Below are 18,926 nucleotides of genomic sequence, written 5' to 3'. Positions count from 1 at the left end.
AACGCCACATGACTGACTACACCTGGCTGCTTGTGGCGCTGCCACTGGCGGGTGCCGCGATCCTGCTGTTCGGCGGCAGGCGCACCGACGCCTGGGGCCACTGGCTGGGCTGCCTCGCGGCCCTATCGGCTTTCGGCGTGGGCGTGACCCTGCTCGCCGAGATGCTGGGCCGCGACGGTGAACACCGCCTGATCCACCAGAAGGTGTTCACCTGGATCCCCGTCGACCAGCTGCAGGTCGACTTCGGGCTGCAGATCGACCAGCTGTCAATGTGTTTCGTGCTGCTGATCTCGGGCGTGGGCTCGCTGATCCACATCTATTCGGTCGCCTACATGGCAGATGACGCGGATCGGCGCCGCTTTTTCGGCTACCTCAACCTGTTCCTGGCCTCGATGCTGCTGCTGGTGGTGGCGGACAACTACGTGCTGCTCTACGTCGGCTGGGAGGGCGTCGGCCTGGCGTCATACCTGCTGATCGGCTTCTGGTACCACAAGCCCACCGCGGCCACGGCGGCCAAGAAGGCGTTCGTGATGAACCGGGTCGGCGATGCCGGCCTCGCGCTGGGCATGTTCCTGATGTTCAGCACCTTCGGCACGCTGTCCTACGCCGACGTGTTCGCCGGTGCGCCGAACGCCAGCCGCGGGGCGCTGACCGCGATGGGGCTGTTGCTGCTGCTGGGCGCGTGCGCCAAGTCCGCTCAGGTGCCGCTGCAGGCCTGGCTGGGTGACGCGATGGAGGGCCCCACCCCGGTGTCGGCGCTGATCCACGCGGCGACCATGGTCACCGCGGGCGTCTACCTGATCGTGCGGTCCAACCCGCTGTACAACCTGGCGCCCGACGCGCAGCTGGCGGTGGTCGTCGTCGGCGTCGCCACGCTGCTGCTCGGGGCGTTCATCGGCTGCGCCAAGGACGACATCAAACGCGCGCTGGCGGCGTCCACGATGAGCCAGATCGGCTACATGGTGCTGGCCGCCGGCCTGGGCCCCGCCGGCTACGCCTTCGCGATCATGCACCTGCTCACCCACGGCTTCTTCAAGGCCGGCCTGTTCCTCGGCTCCGGCGCGGTGATCCACGCGATGCACGAAGAGCAGGACATGCGCCGCTACGGCGGGCTGCGCGCCGCGCTGCCGGTCACGTTCGTCACGTTCGGGCTCGGCTATCTGGCGATCATCGGCGTGCCCCCGTTCGCGGGCTTCTTCTCCAAGGACGCGATCATCGAGGCCGCGCTCAGCACCGGCGACACCCGCGGCTACCTGCTGGGCGGCGCCGCGCTGGTGGGCGCAGGCATCACCGCGTTCTACATGACCCGCGTGATGCTGATGACCTTCTTCGGCCAGAAGCGCTGGGCCCCGGGGCAGCATCCGCACGAGGCGCCCCAGCTCATGCTGTGGCCGATGATCCTGCTGGCCTTCGGCTCGGTGTTCTCCGGCTTCCTGTTCAAGTGGGGCGGTGCCCTGCAGCACTGGCTCGAACCGGTCGTCGGCGTGCACGAAGAGGGCGGCCACGCGCTGCCGGAGTGGGCCAGCACCGGGCTGGCGCTGGGCGTCGTCGCCGTCGGAATCGCGGTGGCCTACCGGATGTACGGCGGCAGCGCGGAGATCACCAGGGTGGCCCCGGCGCGGGTCTCGGTACTCACGACGGCCGCCCGCAACGACGCCTACGGCGATGCCTTCAACGAGGAGGTGTTCATGCGCCCAGGTGGGCAGCTGACCAACGCGCTGGTCAGGGTCGACAACGCCGGTGTGGACGGCTCGGTCAACGCGCTGGCCGCGCTGGTCAGCAAGACCTCGAACTGGCTGCGCGGCCTGCAAACCGGCTTTGCCCGCAACTATGCGCTGTCGATGCTGGCCGGTGCGGCCCTGGTGATCGCGGTGCTGTTGGCGGTGCAACTGTGGTGAGCCCGAACATCCCCTGGCTGAGCCTGCTGTGGCTGCTACCGCTGGCCGGTTCCCTGCTGGTCATCGTGCTCCCGCCGGCGTGGCGGGAACTTGCCCGATGGACCGGGCTGGTCGTCAGCGGCCTCACGCTGGCGGTGGCGATCGTGGTGACCGTCGGGTTCGAGCCCGACCCCGACGGCTACGGGTTCAAGGAATCCCACGACTGGATACCGGCGTTCGGCGCGGGCTACACGCTGGGCGTCGACGGCATCGCGGTGGTGCTGGTGATCCTGACCGCCGTGCTGGTCCCGTTGCTGCTGATCGCCGGCTGGAACGACGGGGGCGAACGCAACCCCCGCGGCGCGCACGCCTACTTCGCGCTGACGCTGGCCATCGAATCGATGGTGCTGATCTCGGTCGTCTCGCTGGACGTGTTGCTGTTCTACGTGTTCTTCGAGGCCATGCTCGTCCCGATGTACTTCCTCATCGGCGGCTTCGGCCAAGGCTCCGGCCGGTCCCGCGCCGCGGTGAAGTTCCTGCTGTACAACCTGTTCGGCGGGCTCATCATGCTGGCGGCGGTGATCGGGCTGTACGTGGTCACCTCGCAGCACGGCGCCGGGACGTTCGACTTCCGCCAGATCGTGCTCGGCTTCCACATGGGCTACTACCGCGCGGACCCGGCGGTGATCAAGGCGATCTTCCTGGGCTTCATGTTCGCGTTCGCCATCAAGGCCCCGCTGTGGCCGTTCCACCGCTGGCTGCCCGATGCCGCGGTGGAATCCACCCCGGCGACCGCGGTGCTGATCACCGCGGTGATGGACAAGGTCGGCACGTTCGGCATGCTGCGCTACTGCCTGCAGCTGTTCCCCGACGCCTCGACGTACTTCCGCCCGATCATCGTCACGCTGGCCATCATCGGGGTGATCTACGGCGCGATCGTGGCGATCGGCCAGACCGACATGATGCGGTTGATCGCCTACACCTCGATCTCGCACTTCGGGTTCATCATCGCCGGCATCTTCGTGATGACCACCCAGGGGCAGAGCGGCTCGACGCTGTACATGCTCAACCACGGCATCTCCACCGCGGCGGTGTTCCTGATCGCCGGCTTCCTAGTGTCCCGGCGCGGCAGCCGCATGATCGCCGACTACGGCGGCGTGCAGAAGGTGGCCCCGATCCTGGCCGGCACCTTCCTCGTCTCCTGCATGGCCACTCTCTCGCTGCCCGGCCTGGCGCCGTTCATCAGCGAATTCCTGGTGCTGCTGGGCACTTTCAACCGGTACTGGCTGGCGGCGGCGTTCGGTGTCACCGCGCTGGTGCTGGCCGCCATCTACATGCTGTGGCTCTACCAGCGCGTCATGACCGGGCCGGTCGCCGCGGGCAACGACAAGATCCGTGATCTGGTGGGCCGCGAGATGGCCGTCGTGGTGCCGCTGATCGCGATACTGCTGGTGCTCGGGGTGTATCCCAAACCGGTTCTGGACATCATCAACCCCGCGGTCGAGAACACCATGACCACCATCGGCCAGCACGATCCCGCGCCACGCGTGCAACCGGGTCAGGCCGCACCCCGCACTGCCGAAGGACCGCACCGATGACCCTTCCCACCCCCAGCGTCGAGTACTTCCTGCTGTCGCCGATGCTCATCGTCTTCGGCGTTGCGGTCCTCGGCGTGCTCGTGGAGGCCTTCGTGCCGCGCCGGGGCCGCTACCCCGCCCAGGTGACGCTGGCCCTGGGCGGTCTGATCGCGGCGTTCGTCGCCATCGTCGCGGTGGCCCGGTCGCTGGAAGCCTCCGGGCGCAGCGCCGTGCTGGGCGCGGTGGCCGTGGACCGGCCCGCCCTGTTCCTGCAGGGCACCGTGGTGCTCGTCGCGGTGCTGGCCGTGATCTTCATGGCCGAGCGCAACGCCCGCGCAAGCGCCCAAGTCAAAGTAGCTGTGGCGGCCGGGCATTCAGGCGGACTGGACTCCTTCACCCCGCAGGCGTCCGCGGTCCCCGGCAGCGAGACCGAACGCGAGGCAGAGCGCGCCGGAGCGGCCCAGACGGAGCTGTTCCCGCTGGCGATGTTGTCCGTCGGCGGCATGATGGTCTTCCCGGCGTCCAACGACCTGTTGACGATGTTCGTTGCGCTGGAAGTACTCTCGCTGCCGCTGTACCTGATGTGCGGGCTGGCCCGGCACCGCCGCCTGCTGTCGCAGGAAGCCGCGATGAAGTACTTCCTGCTCGGCGCGTTCTCGTCGGCCTTCTTCCTTTACGGCGTGGCGCTGCTGTACGGCGCGACGGGCACCCTGACGCTGCCGCTCATCCGCAAGGCGCTTGGCGCGCACGGGGACACGTCGATGGCGCTGGTCGGCGTCGCGCTGATTTCGGTCGGCCTGCTGTTCAAGGTCGGTGCGGTGCCGTTCCACTCCTGGATTCCCGACGTCTACCAGGGCGCGCCAACCCCGATCACCGGGTTCATGGCGGCGGCCACCAAGACCGCGGCGTTCGGCGCGCTGCTGCGGGTGGTCTACGTCGCCCTGCCCCCGCTGCATCACGAGTGGCGGCCGGTCCTGTGGGCGGTCGCGATCCTGACCATGACGGTGGCCACCGTCACCGCGGTGAACCAGACCGACGTCAAGCGGATGCTGGCCTATTCGTCGGTCGCCCATGTCGGTTTCATCCTCACGGGCGTGATCGCCGACAACCCGGCGGGGCTCTCGGCGACGCTGTTCTACCTGGTGGCCTACAGCTTCAGCACCGTGGGCGCGTTCGCGATCATCGGCCTGGTCCGCAACGCCGACGGTGTCGAGGACGCCGCCCTGTCCCACTGGGCCGGGCTCGGGCAGCGCTCCCCGATCGTCGGCGTGATGCTCTCCATGTTTCTGCTCGCCTTCGCCGGCATCCCGCTGACCAGCGGATTCGTCAGCAAGTTCGCGGTGTTCAAGGCTGCCGCCGAGGGTGGCGCCGTGCCGCTGGTGGTCATCGGTGTGATCTCCAGCGGGGTCGCCGCGTACTTCTACGTGCGGGTGATCGTGTCGATGTTCTTCACCGAACCGACCGCCGACACGCCGCAGGTGTTCGAGCCGGGCATTCTGAGCAAGGCCGCCATCGCCATATGTGCCGTTGTCACCGTGGTTTTGGGCATCTTCCCGCAGCCCCTGCTGGACTTGGCCAACCAGGCCGCCCAGCTGGTCAACTGAGTCGCGGGTCCGCCCGGCGCCGCGCGAGGCGTGACCTCGTCACGCACATCGTGGATGATGAAGGCGACAATTTCACGAGGGAATACCTCGTATGCCGTCATCCCCTGAGGCGGAAGCCCGGCCTACATCGACGACCACGCCCACCGCGACATCTCGCTATCCGACATCGCCGGCGCCGTCTACGTCACGTCCACCGTCGGCATCATCGCCCGCCGCTGGGGATTCGGGCACATGGGCCGTTTCGCCGTGTACTACCGCGAGCAGTACGGTCAGGGGCGTCAGCTCCGCCGACAGTGAACTCACTGCGAAAAAACCGCCGGATCCTCCCAGTGGCTTCACTTTCGACGACAGGACCGGGGACGACGAGCGCCAGCTCCGCCGACAGTGAACTCACTGCGAAAAACCGTGTCGTCGCAGACGTTTGAGTGTCGCGGCTCGGCGTAGGCCCCACTCGCCGAGAGGTCAACAACCCGCCCCGCGCAACTAACCGACGAACGGGCGGGTAGCCAGCACGTAGATCGCCAGCACCGCCAGCGGCGCGACCAGCGGCAGCCACGCCAACTGCAGCGGGAACAGCGTCGCAACCAGCCCGGCGACGGTAAAACCCACGGCGCCGACGGCTGTCGGCCAACTGCCCAGCACGGCGCCGACGGGCGCGCCGACCGCATGCCGGCACAGCAGGTACGCCGCGGCGCTGAGTCCGGACAGCGCGGACAGTAGCTGCGACGAATCGGACAGCGCGACGGTGCACACCGTCAACAGCACGGCAAGCGTCGCGGCCGGGCGAGACACCACGCCTACACCCACCGCGACCACCGCCGCCAACGCCGCGCCGACGGCAGGCCCGTGGGAGCCGAGCGCCGCCAATTCCACCATCAGCAGCCCGAACACCAACGCCAGGGCGCGGGCCGCCGGCTGTGCGGTGCTCGACATCTCGGGGCCTACCTGCGGAGCCTGCGTCGGCGGTCGGGCAGCGCCGCCATCGACTGGTCCAGCGGCTCGTCGCCGTGCCAGGCCACCACGTCGACCCCCACGGTGGCCATGTCGCGGTACATCGAGGACCGCTGCAGGCCCCACATCCGAAGGACCAGCGGATCCTGCTCGCCCTCGAAGGGCGAGCTGTCCAGCACGTCGACGGCCAGCACGACGTGGCCGCGCTTGCGCAGATCGATCAACGCCAGCGCGAATTCGGTGTCCAGCAGCGTGGAGAACGCGATGATGATCGCCCCGGTAGGGACGGCGGCGCGCGGCGCCAGCGTGCCCGTCGTGGTTTCGAAGCGGTCGGCGGCGTCGAGCACGGTGTCGAGGATCCGGTAGAACTGACGCTGCCCGATGTCGGCGCCGAGCCACCGCGGACGGTTGCCGCCGAGCGCGACGATCCCGGTGCGGTCGCCGTTGCGCAACGCCGTCTGCACCACCTGCGCGGCCCCGCGCACGATTCGCTCGGTGGCCTCGGTGGCCGGGCCCGGCGGCTGCTGATACGTGTCGATCAGCACCACCACGTCGGCTGCGCGATCGGTCAGCCGCTGCGTGACGTGCAGCCGGCCGCGGCGGGCGCTGACCGGCCAGTTGACGGCGCGCAGTTGGTCACCGGGCACATACGGCCGGATGTCGGCGTACTCGACGCCCGGGCCGACGTGCCGGGTGAGGTGGGCACCCAGCCGGTCGAGCAGCTCGGTCTGTGGGATCGCCGTCGACTGCGGGGGCGTCAACGGAAACACGATCAGGTGGGCGGCGTCGACGGACCCCGTCCCCGTCAGCAGCCCGCCGCGCGCGAGCGTGTCCACCCGCACCCTGATCGGGTAGCGGCCCCAGCGTTGCGCCACCGCCGCAATGGATTTGCCCGGCCGGGTGTCCGATTCGGTGACCTCGAGCTGCATCCCCGCCAGACCCGACACCGTGAGTTGAGCCGACGACGGTGAACCCGCCTCCTCGGTTGCCCAGACGGTCAGCGTGGCCTGCTCGGTTTCGAACAGCCGCTGCGAGTCGGGGTCCCCGTGCACGCGGATCGTCGGCACCGGGCGTTGCCAGCTAATCGAGCACAGCACACCGAGCAGGGGCGCGGCGAACGCGATCAGCTGCCAGCACCCGCCGATTACCGCGGCGGCCAAGGCAAACCCGGCGCAGGTGGCCACCGCCAACGTCAATGGCGAAGCGCGCCAGCGTAACTCGACTTCTTCGCTGTTGATCATTTCGTCCGCGGCACGGGCAGGCGCCGCAACAGTTCCTCGACGACGTCGGCGCCCTGGATTTTTCGCACCCACATCTCGGGACGCAGCGTGATCCGGTGCGCGACGGCCGCCGTGGCCAGCGCCTTGACGTCCTCGGGGATCACGTAGTCGCGGCCCAACAGCAGGGCGCGGGCGCGGGCGAGCTGCACCAGGTCCAGTTCCGCCCGGGGGCTGGCACCCACCGCGACCTGCGGGTGGTGGCGGGTCGCGGTGGCCAGCGACACGACATAGTGCAGCACGTCCTCGTGCACGGTCACCTGCTCGACCGATTCGCGCATGGCAAGCAAGTCGTGGGCGTCCACCACCTGGTTCACGGTCGCCTCGGCCGATCCGCGGTCCAGGCGACGGCGCAGCATCGCGGTCTCGTCGCTCTCCGAGAGGTAGCGCAGTTCCAGCCGGATGGCGAACCGGTCCAGCTGCGCCTCCGGCAACGGATAGGTGCCCTCGTACTCGATCGGGTTGTCGGTGGCCAAAACAATGAACGGCATTGGCAGCTTGTGGGTTTCGCCGTCGATGCTGACCTGTCCCTCGGCCATCGCCTCCAGCAGCGCCGCCTGCGTCTTGGGCGGGGTGCGGTTGATCTCGTCGGCGAGCAGCAGGTTGGTGAAGATTGGTCCGGCGCGGAAGTCGAACCGGCCCGACTGCATGTCGTAGATGGTGGACCCGAGCAGGTCGGCGGGCAGCAGATCCGGCGTGAACTGCACCCGGGTGAACCGCAGCCCGAGCGCGGCGGCGAAGGAGCGGGCGATCAGCGTCTTGCCGAGGCCGGGCAGATCCTCGATGAGTACGTGGCCGCGCGCCAGGACCGCGGTGAGGATCAGCGTGAGCGCGCCGCGTTTGCCGACCACGACGCGTTCGATTTCGTCGAGCACCGCCTCGCAATGCGCGGTGGTCGTGCCGGCCGGCATCACGGCCCCACCAGTCATACCTGCTCCAACCTGTGCAGAATCTCCTCAAGCGTCGCACGGCCGGGCCCCGGAGTGCGGTCACGGGTACCGGTGACGTTGTTCGGGTTGACCCATTCCCACAACTCGGCGCCGAAAAGCATTCGGCCGGTGGCGTGGAACGCCGTCGGGTCCTTGGCCAGCCCGTGGCCGGTCGCGATCTCGAAGCGCCGCGCGAGCATGGGACGCAGGTGCCGGTCCCAGTCCGAGCGGGTGGACTCCGACCACCGGATCGTCGTCTCGGTGGTGGCCAGCCAGCGGCGCAGCCCGTCCCCCAGATCGTCCGGGTTCGCGTCGCCATCGGGTGCGCCCTGGCGCCCCACCAACCGGCGGATGTTGAGCAGCACCAGCGCCACCGCGATACCCGCCCCGACCAGCACGAACCGGCGGTCCTGCAGAATCAGCGCCAGCAGCTCGATCGTGACGATCAGGGAGACGCCCAGGGCGATGAGTCTTTTCATGTGCCGCTCCGGGTGCCCGCGGCGAGTTCTTCGAGGACCAGTCGCAACACCCGCGCCGCATCCTCGCGGTGGCCCTCGTTCATCACGTGCGGGCTGAACCGCGCCTCGGCGAATAGGTTGACCAGCTGCGCGGCGTTGTCGACGTGCAACGCATGGTGCTCGACGGCGCGGGCCAGCACCTCGGTCGCGGTGTCGAACTCCTGCGGGACCGCATCCGGGACGCGCGCGAGCTCACGCTCCATCGCCGCGTAGCAGGCGATGATCGCCTCCCGCGGTTCGCGGCTGAGGTCCGTCATCTCGGCGAGCCCGAGTTCGGCCGCCCGCGCCAACGATTCCGAACCCGGCGGGGCGGCCGGTGCTTCGCCGTAGTCGCCGGCGTCGTCGACGGCCGGGGCCAAAGCGGTCGCGCGTCGCCGCCGCCGCGACATGACGACCGCGCCGACGACGATGAGGACGAGCAACGGCACGGTGACGGCGATAAGGAACTTGAGCATGTCGCCCGAACCGTTCGCCGGGTCAGGCCTGGGGCCCGACGGCGGCGCCGACGGTGCCGGCGTGCCGTCCGCCGTCGGCGCCGTCGGATCCGCCGTCGACACGGGCGAACCCACGCCGTGCGGCGCGAACAACCGGGCCAGCAGGATCAGGATCAGCGCCCAGGCGAGCACCATCGCCAGCCCGATCAGCAACACCCGCCAATTCGGCCGACCCCGGCCGCTGCCGACCATTTCGGACAATTCACCCGTGTGCGGCGCCACCGCCTGCGGATCCCGCAACCGCGCGATCACCGCCATCGCCACCAGCGCCACCGTCACGCTTAGCGCCGCAACGACGATCACCATCGCGGGGCCATTGCCGATCAGCGCCGAGCGCGCCGAACGGTCGTGGGCCGGAACGTATCCGCGCAGGGCGGCTGCGACCAGGAGCACCAGCACCAGCAGGGCGACAACGCGCCCTGTCGGCTTGTCAATACCACGCATTTGGCCCCATAGTGGCACGTCGGCGGTCCACGCCGCCAGAACTACCGCGCAGCCGGGCTGGGATGTCGAGTCTGCGCTGGCGGCGTCGAGCCTGCATCGACGGTGTGGTCGTCGGCAAAACCGACGCCCTCAGCGCAGGCTCGATGAACAGGCGTGGGGACCGTCAGCGGGTCAGCGTGAACGGCCGGAACGTGCCGTCCAGGACCTGGTGGTGACCGATGGTGCGGCCGGTGACTTTGCCGGGTTCGACGAGCGCGAGTTCCACTGCGGCCCGCGCGAATTCGTCGGCCGAGGCGGTGTCGTCGAACTCGCGGGCGTAGTAGGACAGGCCGGGCGTCATGATTGGTTTCGACGGCGACAGCGCGTTGACCGCGATCTCATGCTCGGCGAGATCGAACGCCGCGCACTGGGTCAGATGCTCTAGCGCCGCCTTGGATCCGCCGTAGCCGGGCAGCACCCCGGCGCTGCGGTCGGGGTAGGGCCCGTCGCCCGGTAGCCGCGACGCCACCGAGGTGATGTTGATGATCGACCCCCCGCCGGCGGCGATCATGTCCGGGCAGACGAGCTGCATCAGCTCGTAGGTGGCGAACAACCCGATGTCGAAATGCCGCCGGTAGGCGGACAGCGGCGTGCTGACAAATCCCGGCCAGCCCGGTTTGGCGCCCGACGGCTTGGCGGGCTTGGCCCGCGGTTCGGCACCGACCGCCGGGGGCCGGCCGGGCGCCGTGAACGCTGCGTTGTTGACCAGAATCGTGATGGCGCCCAGCGCATCTCGGGCCGCATCGACCAGCCCGGCGATGTCGTCGCGATCGGTGAGGTCGGCCCGCACGGCCACCGCGCGCCCGCCGGCCGCTTCGATGTCGGCGACGGTCTCGCCGATCGTGCCGGGCAACCGGTCGTCCCACACCTGTTCGGTGCGCCCGACGACGGCAACCGCCGCGCCCTCGGCGGCCAGGGCCAGTGCGATCGCGCGGCCCAGGCCGCGGCTGCCGCCGGTGACGATCGCGGTCCTGCCCGCAAGACGCTCGTTCACTGCGTCACCCCGTGCACCAGGATCGCGGTGGTCTGCTCCACCCACTCCTCGTCGAGCTTTTCGTAGGGCCGCAGCAGCATCCGCAGCATCGTCGCTCCCCCAATCAACTCGATCAGCCGGTCCGGGTCCACATCGGGGTGCGCCTCGCCACGCTCGACGGCTTCGCGCAGCCGCACCCGCACTGCGGTGAACAGGCCGGCGAACCGGGACATCACCCGGGCGTTGAGCTCGGCGTCGGCCGTCATGTCCGCCACCAGGCCGGGCAGCGCGGCACGCACCACCGGGGTGGTGAACACGTCGCGGGTGGCCTCGATCATGGTCCGGATGTCCGCGGCGATGTCGCCCGCCGGAGCCACCAGTGCGGAGGGCGCGACCGGGAACGCGGCCTCGTGCACCAGCTCGGCCTTGCTCGACCAGCGACGGTACAGCGCGGACTTCGTGGTCCCGGCGCGTTCGGCGACGGCGGCCAGGCTCAGGTTCGAATAGCCGATCTGCACCAGCAGCTCCGAGGTCGCGGTCAGGATGGCCGAGTCGATTCGCGGATCACGAGGCCGCCCGGCGCCGGGGGCCTTGTCAAGGGGGGACGTGTCTGCTTTCATAACGCTACCTACCGTATCGTAATTATCCCGTGAAGGAAGCATCTGTGGCGAATGCAAGGGGCCTTAGAAAGATGGTTGGAGATGGTTGAAGACGTCGGCCACATGCAGCGCTCGAGCCGTGACACCAGCACCGTCCCGAAATTGATGTCCGACTGGCTGTCAACAGTACTTCCCAGCGTCCCCGACGTCACGGTGGAGAGCGGCATCGACTCCACGGGCATGTCCTCGGAGACCATCATCCTGACCGCACGCTGGGAGGAGGATGGCCGACCGGTCGAGCAGAAGCTGGTGGCCCGCGTCGCGCCCACCACCGCCGACGTTCCGGTCTTCCCGTCGTATCGGCTCGACCACCAATTCGAAGTCATCCGGCGGGTCGCCGAGTTGACCGACGTCCCGGTCCCCAACGTGCGCTGGATCGAGAACACCGGCGAGGTGCTGGGTGCGCCGTTCTTCCTGATGGACTACGTCGACGGCGTGGTGCCGCCCGACGTCATGCCATACACGTTCGGCGGCAACTGGTTTGCCGATGCTCCAGTCGAACAGCAGCGCAAGCTGCAGGACAACTCGGTGGGTGTGCTCGCCAAGCTGCACTCGATTCCGAACCCGGAGAACACCTTTGGCTTCCTCACCGAGGACCTGACCGGTGACACCGCGCTGCGCCGCCACTTCAGCTGGGTGCGGTCCTGGTACGAATTCGCGGTGCCCGACATCGGTCCTTCACCGCTGGTGGAACGCAGTCTGCAATGGCTGCAAGACAACTGGCCCCAGGCGGCCGACGCCCGCGAGCCGGTGCTGGTGTGGGGCGACGCGCGGGTGGGCAACGTCTTATATCGCGACTTTACGCCGGTCGCCGTGCTGGACTGGGAGATGGTGACACTGGGCCCCCGCGAACTCGATGTCGCCTGGATGATCTACGCTCACAACGTCTTTCAAGAGCTGACCGGGCTCGCCGGATTGCCGGGATTACCGGAGGTACTGCGGGAGGAGGACGTCTGCGCCACCTACCGGCGGCTCACCGGCGTCGACGTCGGCGACCTGCGCTGGTTCTACGTGTACGCCGGCGTCATGTGGGCGTGCGTGTTCATGCGCACCGGTGCGCGACGGGTGCATTTCGGCGAAGTGGACAAGCCCGAGGATGTCGAATCGTTGTTCTACCACGCCGCTTTGATGAAGCGTCTGATCGGAGAGGACCAGTAATGTTAGGACCGCTCGACGAGTACCCGGTGCATCAGGTACCCCAGCCGATCGCCTGGCCGGGGTCGTCGGACCGCAACTTCTACGACCGTTCGTACTTCAACGCCCACGACCGCACCGGCGACATCTTCGTGATCACCGGCATCGGGTACTACCCCAACCTGGGCGTGAAGGACGCGTACTTTCTGGTCCGGCGCGGCGATACCCAGACGGCGGTGCATCTTTCGGACGCCATCGACCAGGACCGGCTCAACCAGAACGTCAACGGCTACCGCGTCGAGGTCGTCGAACCGCTGCGCAAGGTGCGCATCGTGCTCGACGAAACCGAGGGCATCGCGGCCGATCTCACCTGGGAAGGGCTGTTCGACGTGGTCCAGGAGCAGCCGCACCTGATGCGGTCGGGCAACCGGGTGACGCTCGACGCGCAGCGCTTCGCGCAACTCGGCAGCTGGAGCGGGCGGATCGTCATCGACGGCGAACAGATACCCGTCGACCCCGCGACCTGGATCGGCAGCCGCGACCGGTCCTGGGGCATCCGGCCGATCGGCGAGCCCGAACCGGCGGGCCGGCCCGCCGACCCGCCGTTCGAGGGCATGTGGTGGCTGTACGTGCCGATCGCGTTCGACGACTTCGCGATCGTGCTGATCATCCAGGAGGAGCCCAACGGGTTCCGCTCGCTCAACGACTGCACCCGGGTCTGGCGCGACGGCCGCGTCGAGCAGCTGGGCTGGCCGCGGGTCAAGATCCACTACCGCTCCGGCACCCGCATCCCCACCGGGGCGACCATCGACGCGACCGCCCCCGACGGCAGGCCGGTGCACTTCGACGTGGAGTCCAAACTGCCGGTGCCGATCCACGTCGGCGGCGGCTACGGCGGCGACTCGGACTGGCTGCACGGCATGTGGAAGGGCGAGAAGTTCGTCGAGCGGCTGACCTACGACATGACCGACCCCGCGATTGTGGCGCGGTCCGGCTTCGGCGTCATCGACCACGTGGGCCGCGCGGTGTGCCGCGACGGCGACGCCGATCCGGTCGAGGGCTGGGGCCTCTATGAGCACGGCGCCCTGGGCCGCCACGACCCGTCGGGATTTGCCGACTGGCTGACGGTGGCCCCCTGATCGCGCCGGATGCGCGATTAATACACGTGCGTCGGGAAAAAACGTGACATACCCCCCATTCGATGCGAGATTAGGGGCGTGACAGACCCGCCCTGGATGGTCGACGTGGTCGTGGTGGGCGCCGGATTTGCCGGACTGGTCGCGGCCCGCGAGCTGAAAAGGCAGGGCCACGACGTGCTGGTCCTCGAGGGCCGCGACAGGGTGGGCGGACGCTCCTTCACCGGCAGCGTCGCCGGCCTGCCCGTGGACATGGGCGCCTCTTTCGTCGGCCCGACACAGGACGCCGTGCTGGCGCTGGCGGACGAACTGCAGGTCACGACCATCCCCACCCACCACGACGGCAAGAACGTCATCCATTGGCGCGGCTGGGCACGCACCTACCGCGGCACCGTCCCCCGTCTGTCGCTCGTCGGGCTGCTCGACATCGGGCGGTTGCGTTGGCAATTCGAACGGATCTCGAGGGCCGTCCCGATCGAGGCTCCCTGGGACGCGCGCCGGGCCGGGCGGCTGGACGAGCTTTCGCTGGCGGGGTGGCTGCACTCGATGCGCGCCAGCGCATCGTCCCACGACCTGATGACGATCATGTCCCGGGTGACGTGGGGGTGCGAGCCCGAAGACGTGTCGATGCTGCAGGCCGCCCGGTACGCGCGCGCCGCGGGCGGGCTGGACCGGCTACTCGACGTCGAAAACGGTGCCCAGCAGGACCGGTTTCCCGGCGGCACACAGCAGATCGCCGAGGCGGCGGCCGAAGACCTCGGCGCCGCCGTGGTGCTCGACGCCCCGGTCCGACGGATCGACCGGCACGGTTCCGGCGTCACGGTCACCTCGGACAGGGGCCAGGCCGAAGCGGGATTCGTCATCGTCGCCGTGCCGCCGGCCCACCGCGCGTCCATCGAGTTCACTCCCCCGCTGCCCACCGAGTACGGAGAACTCGCCCGCAATTGGCCGCAGGGCCGGCTCAGCAAGGCCTACGCGGCCTACCCCACGCCGTTCTGGCGTACCAACGGCTTCTCCGGTCAGGCGCTGTCCGACAAGGGGCCGGTGTTCATCACCTTCGACGTCAGCCCACACGCCGACGGGCCCGGCATCCTGATGGGCTTCGCCGACGCCCGCGCGTTCGACTCGCTGCCCACCGAGCAGCGCCGTCGCGACGCGCTGCGCTGCTTTGCATCACTGTTCGGAGACGACGCGCTCAAGCCCCTCGACTACGTCGATCATCGTTGGGGCGCAGAGGAATTCGCGCCCGGCGGGCCGACGGCAGCGGTGCCGCCGAGGTCGTGGACCCGGTACGGCCAGTGGTTGCGCGAGCCGGTCGGGCCTATTCACTGGGCGGGCACCGAGACCGCCGAGGAATGGACCGGGTACCTCGACGGCGCCGTCAGGTCCGGCCAACGGGCCGCCGCCGAGGTCACCGCGAGGCTGTGAATTGCTAAGAACTGATCCGACGGACGCGGGGGTGTCGGCCCACCGAGTCGGCCAGCGCCCGCAGTTGGCGGTTGACCTCGTGATGTTGTTCCAGCATTGAGCAGTGCCCGCCGGGCAATTCGACCAGGCCGACGACGTTCGGCGCGGTCCGGGCGATCTTTCGGGCCTGGCTGATCGGGGTCAGCCGGTCACCCTCGCTGCCGATGACCAGCGTGGGCACCGTCAGGCCGTCCAGGCTGAGGTGCCGCTGGCCCAGCGACTCGACGAGCATCCTGGCGCACCCGCCGCGGCCGGCGGACGGAGTCTGCGCGAACAATTCGTAGACCAGCCGCGCCGCGCTCGGATCCGCGTCCGACGCGACGGCCAGCATCGCCACCAAATAGCGGCTGGGCAGGCGGACCACGCCCGGGAGCGGGAACCCGCCGAAGACGCCGACCAGACCGCGCCCCGCGACCACCCGGGCCGGGGACAGCTCCCGCGGCACCGACAGGAACCTCACCTTGCGCAACAGGTCGCCGGTGGTGGTGTTGATCAGCGCGACGGCGTCGGCGCGTTGGCGGACCTTGTCCCGGTAGCGTTCCGACCACGCGGCGATGGCGATGCCGCCCATCGAGTGGCCGGCCAGCAGCGCCCGCTCGTGCGGCGCCACGGTCGCCTCCAGCACCGAATCCAGGTCGGACGCAAGGTGTTCGAGGCTGTAGCCGCCTCGCTTGGGGACGCCGCTTCGGCCGTGTCCGCGATGGTCGAACGCGATCACGCGGTAGTCGCTGGACAGGTCGGCGATCTGGTACGCCCACGCACGGATCGCGCAGGTGATGCCGTGCGTCAACACGATCGGGTAGCCGTGCTGCGGCCCGAACACCTCGGTGTGCAGCCGGGTGCCGTCCGCCGCGCGCACGGCCAAAGTGCGGCTGGGTGGCATTGCGTCGGGTAGCCGGGTTCGATTGCCGACCCTGGTCGGTTGCCGAGCACTCATCGCCGCTCCCCCCTTGAACACGGCCCCGTTGCCTGTCCTCCGGATGTTCGCGAGTTTAACCCCAAATCAATAACGAACTCTGAGAATCGGCAAAGATACGGGGCAGATTTGAGCACGGGCGTGCAACATGACAGGCGTGTCCCCGCTTTCGCGTCGGGATTTGCTGACCGCCGCGGCGAGCCTGCTCGGCGTCGGGTTCGCGACCGCCTGCACGTCGTCGTCGGACCACCAGGATCACCCGGCCCGTCCGGCGGCTCCAGGGCCCCCTGCGCCCCCGGCACCGAAGGACACCACCTCCATCCTGGTCGTCGGCGCCGGGATGGCGGGCCTGGCGGCCGCGCGCAGCCTCGCCGACGCGGGCCGGCCGGTGCGGTTGATCGAGGCCCGCGACCGCATCGGCGGCCGGGTGCACACCGCCCGCGACTGGGGCGTGCCCCTGGAGATGGGCGCATCCTGGATCCATGGCACGACGGGCAATCCGCTCGTGGAACTGGCGCGCAAAGCCCAGGTCCAGACGGTGCCGACGAACTACTACGAGTGGGCGAAACTCGCGGTCGACCCCCGCCTGCAGCCGATGGAGTACCACGAAACGGCCTGGCGCAGGTTCGTGGCCCGCGCCCGCGACCAGGTCGACGGCGGCAGCCTGGGCAGCGCCGTCGACACCGCGGTGAAAAACCAGGACCTCTCCCGCAACGAGCGGGCGCAGCTGGCGTTCTACCTCACGACCGAGATTTCCGACGATTACGCCGCCGACGCCGACCAGCTCTCGGCGACCACGTTCGACGAGGGCAGATACACCGGGGGTGACCAGTCCATCATCCCCAGCGGCTACGACGCCCTGCCGAGGCTGCTCGCGGACGGCTTGCCGATCGTCCTGAACACGCCGGTGACCGCGATAACTCGGCGCGACAACTCGGTTGTGGTGCAGGCCGGAAACCAGTCGTTCGAGGGCCCGGCCGCGATCGTGACGGTTCCCCTCGGCGTCCTGAAGTCCGGTGCGATCAGCTTCGATCCGGCTCTGCCGGACGGGCACGCGCGCGCCGTCAGCGCGCTGGGATTCGGGGTGCTGTCCAAAAGCTACTTCCGCTTCAACCGGCGCAGCTGGACCGCGGAGAACGCGTTCTACCAATTCATCGGCCCGGAGCCGGGCATGTGGGCGCAATGGTTCACCCTGCCGGCCTCCGCGGGGCCGATCGCGTTGGCGTTCAACGCCGGTGAGCGCGGGCGGTCGGTGGAGTCGTCCGCGCCGACGGACCTGATGGCCGGCGCGCTGCCGATTGCGCGCCAACTGTTCGGCGACGACGTCTCCCTGCAGGAGGTCCGGACATCGAGCTGGAGCACCGATCCCTATGCCCGCGGCACCTATTCGTTCCACGCGCCCGGCTCCGGCCTGGCCGAGCGCCGCCGCCTGCAGGAGCCGATCAGCGACCGGCTGTACCTGGCGGGCGAGGCCGTCGGCACCGACAATCCCGCGACGGTGCACGGGGCGGTGCTCAGCGGCCGATACGCCGCCAAACAACTGATGCAGCGACTGAATCACTGAAATCCGCTGGTATCAATACTCTTCCAGCGCGGCGACGTTGCGCCAACTGGGCCAGGTCGTCTCCCACACCCGGTGGATGCGGCCGTCGCGGAACGCGGCGATCAGCACGACCTCGATGCGAGTGGGCTGCTCACCCGGACGCGACGTGGTGATCCACACCCGGCCGGCCACCTTCTCCGTCGTCTCCACCCACGCCTGTTCGTCGTAATCGATCGCGTAACTAATTGGGGTGGAATAGATTTCGCGGTGGCTCTGGTGAAACTCGGTGAAGTTCTGCGACAACCCGTCGGAATACATCACGAATTCCGGGTGGTAATAGCGCTCGGCCAGGTCCGCATTCTTGGCGACGACCATCCGCTCGAACATCTCGCGTAGCAGCGCAACCGACATCCGTTTGATGCTAGCGACTGCCGCTTCGATCTGACGCTGCTGCGGAGGCCGTTCCGGGACGAGACTTGGACCAATCGCTTTTCGCCGCGTCCCGCAGCGTGCGGTTGGAGGACCGCAAATCGGCGTTGTCATCTTCCAGCTCGAGGATGCGCGCAATGCCCGCAAGGTTGATTCCGGCGTCGATCAGCGCGCTGATGCGCTGCAGCCTGGCCAAGTCGTCGGCGCTGTAGCGCCGGGTACCGCCCTCACTTCGCGCGGGCGCCAGCAGTCCGTGCCGCTCGTACAGGCGCAACGACTGAACCGGGATGCCGGAAAGCTCGGCGGCCACCGAGATGCCGTAGACCCCGCGGTCGGACGCGGGTCCGTCGCGCGTCTCGAAACGATCGGTCACCGGAAGCCTCCTCGGTTACTACAGAAAACCTGTTTATCATACTTGCGGAGAACTTGCGATAGTGGTATATGAAATCTATGTCGTTTGACATAGGTAATTCCTACCACTAGGCAGCAGATTGGAGTGAGAGGTGACCGCGATGCTGATGCGTACCGACCCGTTCCGTGACCTGGACCGTTTCGCCCAGCAAGTGCTGGGGACGGCCGCCCGCCCAGCCGTGATGCCGATGGACGCTTGGCGCGAAGGCGAAAAGTTCGTCGTCGAGTTCGATTTGCCCGGCATCAAATCCGACTCGCTGGACATCGACATCGAGCGCAACGTGGTGACCGTTCGCGCCGAGCGACCGGGCGTCGACCCCGACCGGGAAATGCTGGCCACCGAACGGCCTCGCGGAGTGTTCAGCCGCCAGTTGGTGCTTGGCGACAACCTCGACACCGAGCGAATCCAGGCCTCCTACAAGGAGGGCGTCTTGACCTTGACCATTCCGGTGGCCGAAAGGGCCAAGCCGCGCAAGATCTTCGTCGGACGCGGGAGCGACCACGAGGCGATCGACGGCAACGCTCCGAGGCGGGAAGTCGTGGACGCC

The 18,926-nt window shown here is 68.7% G+C and carries 18 protein-coding genes; 8 read left to right on the top strand and 10 right to left on the bottom strand.

Annotated elements, in window-relative coordinates:
• Positions 1 to 8 precede the first annotated feature (8 nt).
• Genes nuoL through nuoN form a run of 3 tightly spaced genes read left to right on the top strand, consistent with a single transcriptional unit; the run spans position 9 to position 5,058 of the window.
• Positions 9 to 1,898, top strand: coding sequence for an NADH-quinone oxidoreductase subunit L (nuoL, locus tag AC5Y5V_RS22670; protein WP_499940165.1), 1,890 nt, complete (start codon positions 9 to 11; stop codon positions 1,896 to 1,898).
• On the top strand, positions 1,895 to 3,475 hold the full coding sequence (locus tag AC5Y5V_RS22665; RefSeq protein ID WP_499940164.1) for an NADH-quinone oxidoreductase subunit M: 1,581 nt from the start codon (positions 1,895 to 1,897) through the stop codon (positions 3,473 to 3,475). Before nuoL ends, AC5Y5V_RS22665 begins: the two co-directional genes overlap by 4 nt.
• Positions 3,472 to 5,058, top strand: a complete 1,587-nt coding sequence (nuoN, locus tag AC5Y5V_RS22660) for an NADH-quinone oxidoreductase subunit NuoN (protein WP_499940163.1) — start codon at positions 3,472 to 3,474, stop codon at positions 5,056 to 5,058. Before AC5Y5V_RS22665 ends, nuoN begins: the two co-directional genes overlap by 4 nt.
• A gap of 483 nt (positions 5,059 to 5,541) precedes the next feature.
• Here the strand turns inward: nuoN and AC5Y5V_RS22655 are convergent, their stop codons facing one another.
• The 7 genes from AC5Y5V_RS22655 to AC5Y5V_RS22625 all read right to left on the bottom strand — a co-directional run bounded on the left by AC5Y5V_RS22655 (position 5,542) and on the right by AC5Y5V_RS22625 (position 11,303).
• Complete coding sequence (locus tag AC5Y5V_RS22655) at positions 5,542 to 5,991, bottom strand: hypothetical protein (RefSeq protein ID WP_499940162.1); 450 nt, start codon at positions 5,989 to 5,991, stop codon at positions 5,542 to 5,544.
• Positions 5,992 to 5,999: 8 nt separating this feature from the next.
• On the bottom strand, positions 6,000 to 7,250 hold the full coding sequence (locus AC5Y5V_RS22650; protein WP_499940161.1) for a DUF58 domain-containing protein: 1,251 nt from the start codon (positions 7,248 to 7,250) through the stop codon (positions 6,000 to 6,002).
• The gene (locus AC5Y5V_RS22645) at positions 7,247 to 8,215 is read right to left on the bottom strand and encodes an AAA family ATPase (protein WP_499940160.1); all 969 of its coding nucleotides are present in this window, start codon (positions 8,213 to 8,215) and stop codon (positions 7,247 to 7,249) included. The genes AC5Y5V_RS22650 and AC5Y5V_RS22645 overlap by 4 nt, the downstream gene beginning before the upstream one ends.
• Complete coding sequence (locus AC5Y5V_RS22640) at positions 8,212 to 8,694, bottom strand: hypothetical protein (protein WP_499940159.1); 483 nt, start codon at positions 8,692 to 8,694, stop codon at positions 8,212 to 8,214. Before AC5Y5V_RS22640 ends, AC5Y5V_RS22645 begins: the two co-directional genes overlap by 4 nt.
• On the bottom strand, positions 8,691 to 9,671 hold the full coding sequence (locus tag AC5Y5V_RS22635; RefSeq protein ID WP_499940158.1) for a DUF4129 domain-containing protein: 981 nt from the start codon (positions 9,669 to 9,671) through the stop codon (positions 8,691 to 8,693). The genes AC5Y5V_RS22640 and AC5Y5V_RS22635 overlap by 4 nt, the downstream gene beginning before the upstream one ends.
• Before the next feature lie 163 nt (positions 9,672 to 9,834).
• The gene (locus tag AC5Y5V_RS22630) at positions 9,835 to 10,704 is read right to left on the bottom strand and encodes an SDR family NAD(P)-dependent oxidoreductase (RefSeq protein ID WP_499940157.1); all 870 of its coding nucleotides are present in this window, start codon (positions 10,702 to 10,704) and stop codon (positions 9,835 to 9,837) included.
• Entirely contained in the window at positions 10,701 to 11,303 is a 603-nt protein-coding gene (locus tag AC5Y5V_RS22625; RefSeq protein WP_499940156.1) for a TetR/AcrR family transcriptional regulator, read from the bottom strand. The genes AC5Y5V_RS22630 and AC5Y5V_RS22625 overlap by 4 nt, the downstream gene beginning before the upstream one ends.
• Before the next feature lie 81 nt (positions 11,304 to 11,384).
• Here AC5Y5V_RS22625 and AC5Y5V_RS22620 point away from each other — a divergent pair, with 81 nt between their 5' ends.
• From AC5Y5V_RS22620 to AC5Y5V_RS22610, 3 genes are all read left to right on the top strand, one after another.
• Positions 11,385 to 12,500, top strand: coding sequence for a phosphotransferase family protein (locus AC5Y5V_RS22620; RefSeq protein ID WP_499940155.1), 1,116 nt, complete (start codon positions 11,385 to 11,387; stop codon positions 12,498 to 12,500).
• Positions 12,500 to 13,615, top strand: a complete 1,116-nt coding sequence (locus AC5Y5V_RS22615) for an Rv3169 family protein (protein ID WP_499940154.1) — start codon at positions 12,500 to 12,502, stop codon at positions 13,613 to 13,615. Before AC5Y5V_RS22620 ends, AC5Y5V_RS22615 begins: the two co-directional genes overlap by 1 nt.
• Before the next feature lie 78 nt (positions 13,616 to 13,693).
• Complete coding sequence (locus tag AC5Y5V_RS22610; protein ID WP_499940153.1) at positions 13,694 to 15,040, top strand: flavin monoamine oxidase family protein; 1,347 nt, start codon at positions 13,694 to 13,696, stop codon at positions 15,038 to 15,040.
• 4 nt (positions 15,041 to 15,044) lie between these two features.
• Here AC5Y5V_RS22610 and AC5Y5V_RS22605 read toward each other — a convergent pair whose 3' ends face one another.
• Entirely contained in the window at positions 15,045 to 16,016 is a 972-nt protein-coding gene (locus AC5Y5V_RS22605; protein WP_499940152.1) for an alpha/beta fold hydrolase, read from the bottom strand.
• A 136-nt stretch (positions 16,017 to 16,152) separates the two neighbouring features.
• On the opposite strand from AC5Y5V_RS22605, the gene AC5Y5V_RS22600 reads away from it, so the two are divergent.
• Positions 16,153 to 17,559 (top strand): flavin monoamine oxidase family protein, encoded by a 1,407-nt coding sequence (locus tag AC5Y5V_RS22600; protein WP_499940151.1) that lies wholly within the window; start codon positions 16,153 to 16,155, stop codon positions 17,557 to 17,559.
• Between the two features lie 12 nt (positions 17,560 to 17,571).
• Here AC5Y5V_RS22600 and AC5Y5V_RS22595 read toward each other — a convergent pair whose 3' ends face one another.
• Together AC5Y5V_RS22595 and AC5Y5V_RS22590 are read right to left on the bottom strand one after the other, a co-directional pair.
• Positions 17,572 to 17,949 (bottom strand): nuclear transport factor 2 family protein, encoded by a 378-nt coding sequence (locus AC5Y5V_RS22595; protein ID WP_499940150.1) that lies wholly within the window; start codon positions 17,947 to 17,949, stop codon positions 17,572 to 17,574.
• A gap of 10 nt (positions 17,950 to 17,959) precedes the next feature.
• Entirely contained in the window at positions 17,960 to 18,340 is a 381-nt protein-coding gene (locus AC5Y5V_RS22590) for a MerR family transcriptional regulator (protein WP_499940149.1), read from the bottom strand.
• 139 nt (positions 18,341 to 18,479) lie between these two features.
• Here AC5Y5V_RS22590 and AC5Y5V_RS22585 point away from each other — a divergent pair.
• Positions 18,480 to 18,926 (top strand): Hsp20/alpha crystallin family protein (locus tag AC5Y5V_RS22585; protein ID WP_499940148.1); only part of this gene is annotated, 447 nt, incomplete at its 3' end.

It is taken from the genome of Mycobacterium sp. NGS68 (assembly GCF_059812195.1).
Note: the sequence above shows the minus strand (reverse complement) of the source record. Positions and strands in the feature narration are given on the sequence as shown.